The organism is Paenibacillus sp. V4I9, from assembly GCF_030817295.1.
GTDB lineage: Bacteria > Bacillota > Bacilli > Paenibacillales > NBRC-103111 > Paenibacillus_E.
Genome location: NZ_JAUSZE010000001.1, coordinates 4,760,727 through 4,774,141, shown reverse-complemented (window position 1 = coordinate 4,774,141; position 13,415 = coordinate 4,760,727). Strand labels below are relative to the sequence as shown.

General features: G+C 45.0%; 10 protein-coding genes. All 10 read left to right on the top strand.

Going from position 1 to position 13,415, the window contains the following annotated elements; translation table 11 throughout:
* Window positions 1-15 precede the first annotated feature (15 nt).
* The 10 genes from QFZ81_RS22455 to QFZ81_RS22410 all read left to right on the top strand — a co-directional run bounded on the left by QFZ81_RS22455 (window position 16) and on the right by QFZ81_RS22410 (window position 13,367).
* The gene (locus tag QFZ81_RS22455; protein ID WP_307604785.1) at window positions 16-1,629 is read left to right on the top strand and encodes a response regulator; all 1,614 of its coding nucleotides are present in this window, start codon (window positions 16-18) and stop codon (window positions 1,627-1,629) included.
* 1,351 nt (window positions 1,630-2,980) lie between these two features.
* On the top strand, window positions 2,981-4,771 hold the full coding sequence (locus tag QFZ81_RS22450) for a glycoside hydrolase family 2 protein (RefSeq protein WP_307604783.1): 1,791 nt from the start codon (window positions 2,981-2,983) through the stop codon (window positions 4,769-4,771).
* The gene (locus QFZ81_RS22445) at window positions 4,741-5,835 is read left to right on the top strand and encodes a galactose-binding domain-containing protein (RefSeq protein WP_307604780.1); all 1,095 of its coding nucleotides are present in this window, start codon (window positions 4,741-4,743) and stop codon (window positions 5,833-5,835) included. Before QFZ81_RS22450 ends, QFZ81_RS22445 begins: the two co-directional genes overlap by 31 nt.
* A 326-nt stretch (window positions 5,836-6,161) precedes the next feature.
* Window positions 6,162-7,469, top strand: coding sequence for a GTP cyclohydrolase IIa (locus QFZ81_RS22440; RefSeq protein WP_307604778.1), 1,308 nt, complete (start codon window positions 6,162-6,164; stop codon window positions 7,467-7,469).
* A gap of 122 nt (window positions 7,470-7,591) precedes the next feature.
* Window positions 7,592-8,608: an NAD-dependent epimerase/dehydratase family protein gene (locus QFZ81_RS22435; protein ID WP_307604776.1), complete on the top strand. Its 1,017-nt coding sequence runs from the start codon at window positions 7,592-7,594 to the stop codon at window positions 8,606-8,608.
* A 57-nt stretch (window positions 8,609-8,665) separates the two neighbouring features.
* Window positions 8,666-9,682 carry a dihydrodipicolinate synthase family protein gene (locus tag QFZ81_RS22430; protein WP_307604774.1) on the top strand — a complete coding sequence of 339 codons (1,017 nt, stop codon included), beginning with the start codon at window positions 8,666-8,668 and terminating at the stop codon, window positions 9,680-9,682.
* Between the two features lie 22 nt (window positions 9,683-9,704).
* The gene (locus QFZ81_RS22425; RefSeq protein ID WP_307604772.1) at window positions 9,705-10,616 is read left to right on the top strand and encodes a Gfo/Idh/MocA family protein; all 912 of its coding nucleotides are present in this window, start codon (window positions 9,705-9,707) and stop codon (window positions 10,614-10,616) included.
* Between the two features lie 23 nt (window positions 10,617-10,639).
* A complete protein-coding gene (locus QFZ81_RS22420) occupies window positions 10,640-11,641 on the top strand; it encodes a Gfo/Idh/MocA family protein (RefSeq protein WP_307604770.1) in 1,002 nt (333 codons plus the stop codon).
* Window positions 11,642-11,991: 350 nt separating this feature from the next.
* On the top strand, window positions 11,992-12,744 hold the full coding sequence (locus QFZ81_RS22415; protein WP_307604768.1) for a carbohydrate binding domain-containing protein: 753 nt from the start codon (window positions 11,992-11,994) through the stop codon (window positions 12,742-12,744).
* A 176-nt stretch (window positions 12,745-12,920) separates the two neighbouring features.
* Window positions 12,921-13,367 carry a GNAT family N-acetyltransferase gene (locus tag QFZ81_RS22410; protein WP_307604766.1) on the top strand — a complete coding sequence of 149 codons (447 nt, stop codon included), beginning with the start codon at window positions 12,921-12,923 and terminating at the stop codon, window positions 13,365-13,367.
* Window positions 13,368-13,415: the final 48 nt, after the last annotated feature.

The following is a 13,415-nucleotide window of genomic DNA, read 5'->3' as shown; positions in this document are numbered from 1 at the left end:
GAAGGGGAAAGTGCCATGCTGAAGCTGCTGATGGTGGATGACGAACAATGGGTACGTGAACGCTTTTCCGAACGGATTCCTTGGTCGGATGCGGGGTTTACGTTTATGGGAGCCGCATCGGGAGCCGAAGAAGCGATCCGAATGATAGAACGGGATATGCCGCATCTACTGCTGACGGATATTACGATGCCGAATATGAGCGGATTAGAGCTAGCTGCCTATGTGCGCAAGAGGTGGCCGCGAATCCGGATTGTGATCCTGACGGCTTATGGCGAGTTCGAATACGCGCGCCAAGCGATCGAGTTAGGTGTGGATAACTATTTGATCAAGCTGGCGCAGACTCCCGAGCAAATTCTGGACGCTTGCCGCAAGGTGGCTGAAGAGATTGAGCAGGAGATGGATGTGGATCAAAAGCTGGAGATGCGTCGTAAGCTGGAATGGGAAAAGGAATGGACCAGGAAGCGCCAGTGGACGGAGCGGTTGGTGGACGAAGATGGAAGTATCCAAGCTCGAACGATTCCTGAAGAGTGGTTCGAAGGGGTGGCCCAAGCCAGTTATTTGGCGGGATTGACCATAGGCTGGAGTGTCCCTGCGGGATCCGAGCAAGCTGAGCTAACGGAGGAGGAGCTTGTTCAGCTCCAAAAACAAGTAGGCGAAGTATTGGAGGAGAGACTGGACCCGCGCATGCTCGGTGAAGGCAACCGGATGGTGATGCTGCCGATACGGCAAAGCCGGTTGTGCCTGCTGATCGGATCCAGACAGCTTCTGGAAAGCTTCAAGATGAACCAGCTAGCGTTGGCAGCACTGGAGGCTTTAAGGGAATTTGCTCCCGTGAAGAGCTTTATTCATGTCGGTCCGATACGGGAACTTGGCAAGCAACCTTTGACCATAAAGCAGATTGCCGACGGGTTACGCGAAGGACTTGATGGGCTAGCTGCTTACTTTTATAAGCCGAGTTCGGCTGTTGTAGGCAAACATGCGTCGACATTCCGGCGATTCGATGAGGAGCAGATCCGTGAGTGGATTGCTGCTGTGGTAAAAGCGATGCTGCGGGAGGACGCTGAAGCGTTCCAAGAAAGTGTGTCTGTCATAACCAAGCTTTATAGTCCCCCGATTCATCCAGAGGATCTGCTGCGTATGACACGACAAATGTTTCACCCCGGGTTTGTAAAACTTCCAGCCTCGGTTGTCGAGCGATTAAGTGGGATCGATCGATTAGAAACGTGGACGGATTACTGCGCATGGTGGGAAAAAATGCTTCAAGCCGTAAACGAATGGTTGAACACTCGGATTCTTCCGTCAGCATCGATGCGCAAGGAAGTTCAACTGATGATTCGCTATATTCGCGAGCATTACAAGGAGGATGTGCAGGTGGCAGAGCTTGCTAAGCTTGTTCAACTGCACCCCTCTTACGCAGGTCAGATGTTCAAACAGGAGGTCGGCGAGAACTTCTCAGATTATTTGAGCCGCGTACGAATGGAAAAGGCGAGCGAATTGTTGGAACGGACGACGATGAAAATTTACGAGGTATCCGGGGCAGTAGGCATTTCCGACTACCGTTATTTCTGCAAATTGTTTAAGAGCCACACCGGATTTACGCCTACGCAATATAAAAATAAACAAGTGTAAATGTTACGAGCCGTCATGTTTACATGACGGTTTACTGCAATCAATGATGAAAGTCCTGCTTCCAATTTCCTTTAGAGCGGGAATTTTTCTTCATATGAATTTATATGTTATTGGGTTTGGGGTAAGCAAAGCTTTCCCCTTTTTTTATTGCGCCTATTTACTCGGTGGCGTCGGAATAAGCGCGTTTTCCGCGCTTATTCCGCACAGACGCGCAAAACCATCTACTGAGAAGTCGATTTCCGCCTTCTCAGGTTCTTCCAACTAGCTTCGGCTCGGCAATCTCTCGCTGAAAGCGCGGTTTTCGCGCCTATTTACTCGGTGGCGTCGGAATAAGCGCTTATTCCGCGCTTATTCCGCACAGACGCGCAAAACCATCTACTGAGAAGTCGATTTCCGCCTTCTCAAGCTCTACCAACTAGCTTCGGCTCACGGAGCTCTCGCTGAAAGCGCGGTTTTCGCGCCTATTTACTCGGTGGCGTCGGAATAAGCGCGCGTTTTCCGCGCTTATTCCGCACAGACGCGCAAAACCATCTACTGAGAAGTCGATTTCCGCCTTCTCAGGTTCTACCAACTAGCTTCGGCTCACGGAGCTCTCGCTGAAAGCGCGGTTTTCGCGCCTATTTACTCGGTGGCGTCGGAATAAGCGCGTTTTCCGCGCTTATTCCGCACAGACGTGCAAAACCATCTATTGAGAAGTCGCTTTCCGCTTCTCAGGTTCTACCAACTAGCTTCGGCTCACGGAGCTCTCGCTGTAAGCGCGGTTTTCGCGCCTATTTACTCGGTTGCGTCGGAATAAGCGCGTTTTCCGCGCTTGTTCCGCACAGACGCGCAAAACCATCTATTGAGAAGTCGATTTCCGCCTTCTCAGGCTCTACCAACTAGCTTCGGCTCACGGAGCTCTCGCTGTAAGCGCGGTTTTCGCGCCTATTTACTCGGTGGCGTTGGAATAAGCGCGTTTTCCGCGCTTATTCCGCACAGACGCGCAAAACCATCTATTGAGAAGTCGATTTCCGCCTTCTCAGGCTCTACCAACTAGCTTCGGCTCGCCTATCCCTTGCTGAAAGCGCGGTTTTCGCGCCTATTTACTCGGTTGCGTCGGAATAAGCGCGTTTTCCGCGCTTATTCCGCACAGACGCGCAAAACCATCTGTTGAGAAGTCGATTTCCGCCTTCTCAGGCTCTACCAACTAGCTTCGGCTCACGGAGCTCTCGCTGTAAGCGCGGTTTTCGCGCTTACTTGTCATGGATTCGAATGCATCCTCAACTCATATAAGGACTTTTTAAAGACTTGTCTTTAATACGACTACTCTTTAAAATTAACTTATAGACATATGAGTTGAGAGGAGTATGGCATGAATACACTAGATGAATTGGGTATCTTCCAAGAACTTGAAAAAGATCTTCATCGCAATAAATTAAGTTTTAATCAGGATTGGCGTTTTTTTCGGGGGGATATACAAGGTTCAGAAGCGGATGATTTTGATGACTCCGCTTGGGAGATTGTTCACCTTCCTCACACAGTGAGGGTAGAACCTGCACACTGCAGTGGAGGCTTGAACTATCTGGGAATCGCCTGGTATCGGAGACATTTTTATGTGGATAAGGCCTATAAGGATCAAAAAATATTTGTAGAATTCGAAGGTGCGAAGCATACGGCAGATGTATGGATTGACGGGAAACATCTTTCGACACATTACGGCGGTTATCTGCCTTTCACTTTAGATATTACGGATCACGTAACGGCTGATGGAGAAACAGATCATGTGATTGTGGTGAAGCTAGACAACTCTGATATGCCGGATGTTCCACCAGGTAAACCTCAAGGTGAATTGGATTTTTGCTATTATGGAGGACTTTATCGGAATGTATGGCTGCATACGATGGATAAATTGCATATCACAGATGCCATTTATGCGAATCAACAAGTTGGCGGCGGTCTATTCATCACGTACTCGGATGTAAGTTCACTTAAAGCTCAAGTAAATATACAATCGCATATACGTAATGAATATGATATCCCTAAAGCTTGCTCAGTGACCCATTATATTGTAAATGATAATAAAGAAATTGTTAGTAAGGTATCATCCGGTTTACACAATATTGATCAACAGAAGGATCATACGTTTACTCAGATTGTTACGTTATCAGAACCCAAGCTTTGGCACCCGGATCATCCCTACCTATATACTGTATACACGGTTGTTTATGATAGCGAGGTGGTTGTAGATTCCTATGAAACAAAAATAGGTATTCGGCACATCCGATTTGATGGTGAAGGCTTTCATATAAACGGGACATTAATGAAATTAATTGGTGCCAACCGACATCAGGAATATGTATATGTGGGAGATGGCCTATCTGATTCCCTTCATAGAAGAGATGCAATCAAGCTTAGAGAAGGTGGATTTACGATCATTCGTACAGGACACTATCCGCAATCTCCGGCTTTCATGGACGCCTGTGACGAATTAGGCCTGATGTGTATTGTGCCGACACCTGGATGGCAGTGGTTCAGGGATAACGATACTTTTAAAGAAAGATCCTATCAAGATATACGTGAGATGATTCGTTATCATCGGAATCGCCCTAGTATCGTATTGTGGGAGCCTATCTTGAACGAAACCGATTATAGTGAACAATATACACGAACAGCCTTAGAGGTCACACATGCCGAATATCCGGGTGATCAATGCTATGCAGCCTGTGACAATTACAGAATTGCAGCCATTGACTATGATGTCGTTTATGGAGCAGCACTTCGTGATCATCAGGGATCGTTCATCAGGGAATGGGGAGACCATTATCTGGAGCAGGCGGGTCCGAGGCATACTCATCTCAGATGTTCAAGAGGGACAAGAGATTTCTATCCAGGCGGCGAGTCTGGCATGCTGCAGTCTTCGAAAGAGCGCACCGACATTTTAAATAATATTCTAGCTACAAAAGGACTTAGCGGCGGAGCGCTATGGACCGGGATTGATACGAACAGGGGCTATTACGATAATATAGCTGTTGTGGTGCACTGGATTTATTTCGTTTACCCAAATATAGCTATTATTTATTTCAAAGCCAAAGTGAACCTACTTTACAAATATCGGGTATTCGTACAACGCCAATGGTATTCATTGCTAATGATTGGACACTGACTTCAACAAGGGATATTACGATTTATTGCAACTGTGAACGAATTAGGCTCTATCTAAACGGAAGGCTTCTCGGTGTTAAGAAACCAAACGCAAGCTATGGAAGTATGCCGCATGCACCTTTCACATTCGAAGGGGTAGAATGGGAGCCGGGAACATTAATGGCTGAAGCTATTGTTGATGATGTTATCGTAGCAACGCATGCCGTCATGACGCCGGGGACTCCGGATCATTTAACATTATCTGTAGATGATTGCGGTGTTGATCTTACAGCGGATGGTTCTGATTTAATCATGGTCCATGTTTATGTGAGAGATGCCAATGGAACTGTTGTTCCGGATGCCTACAATAAGATTGCATTCCAGTTGACTGGACCGGCAGAAATTGTCGGTGATGGAGACAGTAGAGTGGGGTCAAACCCAATAGAGGCGGAAGCGGGAGCCATCGGGGTTCTAATTCGTGCGAAGAAGGAACCAGGCCTAATCACACTGCTTGCGGAGTCAGATGGATTGAAATCGGCGACTGTAGAAATCATATCGCAGCCCATTTCTAAGCCATTTGTACCAGGAAAATCACAAGTACCATCTGATCAAAAACCGGAATATGAGGTAGATCAGATTACCTTCTTTTCGCCACCGTCATCTAGATATTGGGAACACTGGACGGATGTTGCGGTCAATAAACCGGCGAAAGCCAGCTCAGAGCTTCCTGGATGCAGCGCTAGTCAAGCAACGAGCAATATCATTGCTGATCGGTGGAGCGAGCGTTGGAGTGCTGGAAATAATGTCCTGCCGGGGTGGTGGAAGGTAGATCTTGACGGGTTCTACGAGTTGGATGGCTGTAAGATCTATTGGAAAAGTGATAATACGGAGTATGAATATCAAGTCGAAGTATCATCCGATGATATCCATTGGAAAGCGGTGGCTTCTCAAAGACAAACGGGACAAGAAATGGGCATGGATGAATTTCATGAATCAGGGATCAGGTATTTACGCATTATTGTGACCGATGTATCCAAAGGGCTGCCCAGCTTCTATGTTGTGAAAGTCTTCGGAAAAGAGATGTAATCTGCCTAACTCATACGGAAGCGTTACCTTGCTTGAAGGCAGAGGCCTATCTGCGTTATATTTAAGTTGAGTTTGCGCAGTATTCTGATAATTACTGTGATGTGGATCCGCTCTTGCTTTGGCAATCCGATTCAGATCATCCTTCGGCCTTGCGCACAGAGCTTTCGCGCAAGGTTGTTTTGGGTTAAAGTCGGGTGTTTGAATTCAAGCTATGTTGAAATAAATGAAAATAAAGCGAGGGATCTCCCATTGATACTTTAGGAAAAATAATAGGTCACAGCAGTGCTAGTGCTGGGGTTAAGATTGGCATTGTCGGACCCAAGGATATGGTGTCAAGGATCGTCAAAGTCATCAAAAACTTCCCCACCTTTGAACCCGTTGTCAGGTATTCTAAGAATGAATTGGAAACTCCAAATTTATCGGATGAAATAAAGAATGAAGTGGAAGTCTTGTTATTATGCGGTCCAGTTCCATACCGAAAAGTTCTGGAGAAAGTGAAATCGGTAGTACCTGTTCATTATGTCCGATATAACGAAACTGGATTATATAAGGCTTTTTACAACATTCAAAAAAAACTTGCAAATGTAAATGCTAATTTGAAAATGGTTGGTAATGCCATAAGTGTAGATACGGTAACTCCAGTCATGGTAAAACGATTTTTGGAAGAAATCGATGAACAAGATTTGAAAATCATTTGCTATGATGAGGCAAGCAACCCCACAAGAGAACAACTGTTGGAATTCCATAAAGATTGTTTTAACAAGGGTTTGGTGTCAGGAGCGCTTACTGGAATCAATTCAATATCAGCTGAATTAAATGATTTAGGAATACCTAATGAATGGATGGTGCCAACCACACAGGACATCATTGTTGCTCTGGAAAGAGCGCTTCTATCGACAGATGCGAGGAAAAGCAAGGAATCTCAGATCGTAGTGGGTCTGATTAATGTGGATGGTTTTGGCAAAATCGTCGCTCGCCATAACTCGGAGCATGAAATTCAAAAGCTGAAGCTCAATATTCACCGAATTTTACTGGATTATGTGGATTCTTTACGAGGTCATCTTACGCACCTAGGAGGCGATGAATATTTATTTTTTACAACCAGGGGGATATTTGAACAAGAAACGGCAGGATACAAAAGAGTTCCTCTAGCATCAGAAATCTATAGATCCTATCAGTTAACGCTAAGTATCGGTGTTGGATTCGGCAGAACGGCCAATGAAGCGGGTTCGAATGCAAGATCGGCTTTGCGGAAATCAAAGGAGGCGAGCGGCAACTCATGCTTTATTGTTAGAGAGGACAGAGGCATACTTGGACCTTTGGAGATGGTGGATGCCCAGGTGAAAGATTTGGAATTGGTTAATCCTGACTTTATTAAAAAAGCAGAGAACGCCAATATGACCTCCCACTACTTAAGCAGGTTACTTGTAACCTATGCCCGTACCGGCAAGAAAGAGTATAACGTTCAAGAATTAGCTTTGCTGTTCAACATTACGGTTAGAAGCACTCATCGATTGCTGTTGGAATGGTCGGATACAGGTTTAGTCCGGACTAGCGGTATGGAGAAAATGCCGAAAGGCCGTCCACGGCAAATTTTCGAGTTTGCGTTCCTGGATGAAAGTATGAGGAGCTAAGGTGAGATGGAAGGGATTCGTCCTATCCTTCTGTTTATATATAGACATTTTAAAGACTTGTCTTTTAATGTGTCGGCTCATTAAAATAGGGATGTAGACTTGAAAATCGAGAGGAGAACGACATGAAAACAATCCATGAATTAGAAACAAGGCTAGCTCAGCCTTCGGCCGGTTTAATCAATGATATTGCTGCACTCGATGGGGATATTCTGTTACTTGGTATTGGCGGTAAGATGGGACCTAGTTTGGCTAGGTTAGCCATGAACGCTATCAAAGAAGCCGGTGTAAATAAAAAGGTGTTTGGCGCTTCGCGGTTCTCTTCCGAAGGATTAAAACAGGAGCTGGAAGCAGACGGTGTTGAAACGATCTCCGTTGATTTATTGAACGATCAACAGCTTCAGCAGCTGCCTGATGTGAAGAATGTTATTTATATGGCGGGAAATAAATTTGGCACGATGGGAAATGAACATTTTACATGGGCAATGAATGCCTACCTCCCAGGACGTGTTGCGGAAAAATATAAAAACTCTCGTATTGTCGCTTTTTCTACAGGGAATGTGTACCCATTCACACCAGTGGCTCATGGAGGAGCTACAGAAGATACGGCGACAGGACCGATCGGAGAATATGGCCAATCTTGTTTGGGACGCGAGCGGATTTTTGAACATTTTTCCAGTAAATATAATACGCCATTGACCATTTTCAGACTGAATTATGCGGTGGATTTACGCTATGGCGTGCTTTTGGAAATAGCTAAATCGGTTAAAGCAGGAAAACCTATCAACATCACCATGGGAAATGTGAACTGTATCTGGCAAGGGGATGCTAATGAAATGGCTATTCGTTCCTTGAATATATCCAGTTCCCCACCTACATTCTTGAATGTATCCGGTCCTGAAACTTTATCGATGCGTTGGGCGGCAACTATGTTTGGCCAAAGATTTGGTGTGGAACCTATTTTTGTTGGAGAAGAATCGCCAACTGCTTTATTGAGCAATTCTGCAAAAGCCCATCAATTGTTCGGTTATCCTCAAGTTTCCCTGCAGCAAATGATTGAATGGACCGCGGAGTGGTGTTTGGCCGATGGTCATACGTGGAATAAACCAACCCATTTCCAAGAGAGGGAGGGGAAATATTAAAGATGAGCAGTTTTAAACCGCTTAGTTTAGAAAAAAAACAAGGTTCTGCACGAGGGATTGGTTATTCCCGCACATCCGCTGGCTTTAAACGCTGCCAGGGAGATGGATGAACGCAGACAAAGTGCGCTGACACGTTATTACATGTCTTCTGGTGCTGGCGGCATCGCAGTTGCTGTGCATACGACACAGTTTGAGATCAGGGACAAGGAGCATAATCTTTTCGAAAAGGTGCTAAGATTAGCATCCGAAGAAGTAAATAATGCCAAGGTAAACAGACCGTTCCTTCAAATAGCTGGTATTTGCGGTCCAACAGAACAAGCCGTTTACGAAGCAGAAACGGCAGCGGGTCTCGGATATGATCTCGGTTTAGTCAGCATGGGAGGACTTCAGAGTTGGACAGAGAAGGACTTACTGAAGCGAATTGCCAAAATCGCGGAGATCATTCCGGTATTCGGCTTTTATCTACAGCCTTCTGTCGGTGGAAGAGTATTGAGCTACGATTTCTGGAAAGAGTTTGCGAACATCTCTGGCGTGGCTGGTATCAAAATGGCACCGTTTAACCGTTATCAAACGATCGATGTCGTGCGTGCCGTATGTAATTCCAAGCGGAGAGATGAAATCGCTTTGTATACAGGCAATGACGATAATATTGTGAATGATTTGCTGACTACTTACCATTTTGTCGTTAATGGAACCAAGGTTGAGAAAAAAATAGTGGGCGGTTTATTGGGTCATTGGTCTGTTTGGACGCAAAAGGCAGTTGAACTCTTGGAGGCCATTAAACTTGTGCGAAATGATGAAAGTCTAAATTCCCACTGGTTGACTCGCAATATAGAAGTTACGGACTCCAATGCGGCATTTTTTGATACAGCGAATGGGTTTGCAGGCTGTATAGCCGGGATTCATGAGGTGCTTAGGAGACAAGGTCTTCTGGAAGGGCGTTGGTGTTTGAATCCTGAAGAAGAGCTGTCTAACGGACAAATGGAGGAAATTGACCGTGTCTATCGGGATTATCCGAAATTGAACGACGATGAATTTGTTAAGAAGCATTTGTCCGAATGGTTAGCAGATTGATTGTTGAATGGAGGATTTACAGATGATGTCTGGTAAACCGATTCGAATTGGTATTATAGGACTCGATTCATCGCATGCTCCCGCATTTACGCAATTGCTAAACGATAAGAACCATGCTTATTATGTGCCTGGCGGGGAAGTGACGGTTGCATTTCCAAGTGGTTCAGACGACTTTGAGATGAGTTATTCGCGCGTGGTGGGGTTTACGGAGCAAGTTCGCGACAAGTATGGTGTGAAAATCGTTGATTCGCCGGAGGAAGTGGCTGATGCTTGCGATGCCATTCTAATGGTGTCGGTCGACGCTCGAGTTCATCTCGAACAGTTTCGTCGCATCGCTGCTTATCGCAAACCGATTTTCATCGATAAGCCAATGGCTCTTTCTTCTTCCGATGCGAAGGCAATTGTGGAACTAGCACAGCTGAACGGCATAACGATGATGAGCTGTTCATCGCTTCGTTATGCCGAAGAATTGACGGAGACGCTCCTGAAATCTGAAAGCGGCAGCATTATCGGCATGGATTGTTATGGTCCGCTGACTATGCAACCCACACAGCTGGGGCTATACTGGTATGGCGTACATACGGCTGAGATGCTTTTTAAAACGCTGGGTAAAGGTTGTGTGAAGGTTTCGGCCATTACAAATGAAGAGTATGATCTCATTACCGGCGTCTGGGAAAATGGTATCATCGGTACGATTCGCGGTAATCGCAAAGGCAACTCAGAATTTGGCGCCCTGCTGCATAGGGAAACCAAAACGCAGTTTATCGATGTATATCGACATCCGAAACCGTATTATGCCAGCTTAATGGAGAAAATTATGAGCATGTTTGTAACAGGAACACCTGATATCGACATGGAAGAGACACTGCAGATCATGCGATTCTTGGAAGCCGCAAATGAAAGTCGTGAAACCGGTTTAGAGGTATATTTGTAGAATCGGGAAAGGATGAAACGGCCATGCAAAAAGCAAAATTAAGGGTAGCGGTGCTTGGTGCGGGTATTATAGCCAAAGAACATTTTGATGCTATCCGAGCAACGACAGGATTTGCAGCTTACGCGGTTGTAGATATCAATCTTGATAAAGCGAATGAAATTGCCCAGCTCTATGAAATAATGGCCTATAACGATTATCGGGAAATGATCAAACAGGAAAGACCGGATGTGGTGGTCATCGCATTGCCTCATTATTTGCATAAAGAGACAGCCGTGTTTGCAGCGGAACATGGTTGTCATTTGATGCTGGAGAAACCGATGGCTTTGTCCGTAGCAGAATGCGATGAGATTATCCAAGCTGGACGTAAAGCGGATATTCGCATCTTGGTAGGACATACACAGCACTATATTGCTGAAAATATACAGGCCAAAAGGATCATTCAAAGTGAGGAATTAGGAAAGCTCGTCATGATTCAAGATGTCAGACATACGAATTACTTCCAAGACTCGCGTCCGCAGTGGTTTCTTGAAAAAGAAAAATCAGGCGGAGGCATTCTGGCCAATTTGGGTACGCATTCTATCGATAAAATTCAGTGGCTGACGAATCGTACAGTCCATAAATTAAAATCATCGGTGAGCTATCATGGTAGCAGGGGTAATGTAGAAGGCAGCGGCATGATTTATCTGGAACTTACTTCAGGCATTCCTGCGACGATTGTTCAATCGGGTTACTTAGGGGCATCACGCAATGAAACGGAGATCATGTTTACGGGCGGTATGCTGAAACTAGTAACCGGTGAAAGCTTATGGATGAGTCGGGGCGGTGAGTATGAGAAGCTGGAAACATTAAACACGGCTTCTCCATTCGAATTGCAGTATTCCGACTTGCTCACGGCCATACGAGACCATTCGGAAACAAGCTGCTCTCCAGCGTATGCGCGAGGCGTCATAGCTGCTCTGGAGGCTGTATATCGTTCTGCAGAAACAGGTTTGGAACAGCTTATTGAACGGGAGATCGGATCATGATTGCGATGACTTTCCAGTTAAATTCGCATGATGGCGTATTTATTTTTAGATCAGTGGCTGAAGAAGGACTAAGAGCATGTTAAATTGCAAATACGCGTATGCGAAATGATGACGAGATGAAGGTCACGCTCATGAATGAATGTTAAGGGGACTGCTGTGGCAGCCCTTTTTTTGATTTAATCAGAAAGTATAGAATGACTTTTAGATCCATATTGAATTTGTAGACAATTTGTTGAAACGAATGCATATCTTTGTCCCTCCACAGACTTTATAATGAACGAAGTCATAAAATGAAAGCGCTTTATAAGATAATGATTATTCCAATTTTAGTTAGAAAGGAATGGTAATTAATGTATCGATTTAGAGGATCGCAGTTTCTATCTGTTTTCCTGTCTTTTCTAATGGTGCTTTCGGTAATTACGGTATTTCCCGGAAAAGCAAAAGCGGACCCGCTGCCGATTCTTCCTAACAGTGGATTCGAGCAGGTTTCCGGTGGAAAGCCTCTTAACTGGTCCGTTATGAGCGGGACGGTGACATCTTCAACGTACACCGTACACAGCGCAGTTTACAGCGTACAGTTAACGGATAATAGCAGTACGGCATCCGTTGGTCTGCGCAGTCAGAAGATTTCGGTTACACCTGGAAAAGATTATGAGGCTTCCGTGTATTCTTACAATGCACAGGGCAGCTCATCCCTTTATCTGGAGTTTTGGGACGCGAGTAACACACTCATCCTTTTCCCAACAGCCACTAATAATACCTTAAATCAATGGAAGCAGCTCGGAATCAGTCAAACTGCTCCGACAGGAGCTGTTTACGCAAGCCTGAGAGTCTATTCAGGGCAAGGGAACATCGGAACATCCTATTTTGACGATGCGGATTTCCGGGAGTTGGTGAAGGATCCGAATACGCCACTAAGGAACGGAGGAATGGAGAGTACGATTGATGGAATGCCTCGCTACTGGGATTCTATCTTCGGCGGAAATATTACATCCTCCCTAGAGAGGAAGCGTTCGGGAGATCGCAACGTTAAAATGGTGGATACGAGCGCAACCGCTGGCATAGGAGTCCGAAGTCAGAAAATGATAGTATTCCAAATGTGAAAAGGACGTGCTACTAACAGGTTCATCCTATATGGAATCAAAGTTTTGGTGGAGAAGCGCGCTATCGTGGCGGCTTCTCTTTTTTATTTTGAATAACGGCAATACAAAATTTATCATTGAATATTAATTCATATATTTGTATAATTATGCAATATCGAAAATGGAGGGAATTATTAATGCCACTTATCGTGAGAGACGCAGAACCTGATGATGAAAACAGCTTGACCGAATTAATGTATGAATACATCGTTGGATTTTATCAGAAACCTAGGCCAGTCGATGGAAAAATACATAAGTTGATTCAAACCCTTTTAGAGAAACAATCAGGTATACAGTTTGTCGCAGAACAAGATGGAAAGCTAGTCGGCTTTGCTACCTTATACTTCGCATTTAGTACGATGAAAGCGGACAAAATTGCCATCATGAACGACCTTTATGTCATTGAGCCATTTAGAGGAACAGAAGTGGAATCAGAACTGTTTTTAGAATGTCAAGGTTACTCAAAGGATCAAGGATATGCGTATATGTCTTGGATAACGGCTCCTGATAATAAACGAGCTCAACATTTTTTTGAGAAAATGGGTGGGGTTCAAGGGGATTGGATTAACTATTCCATTATCTAAGGAATAGTGATTAATTTGGTCGCTGATCCGCTCGAACTAACGATCAGC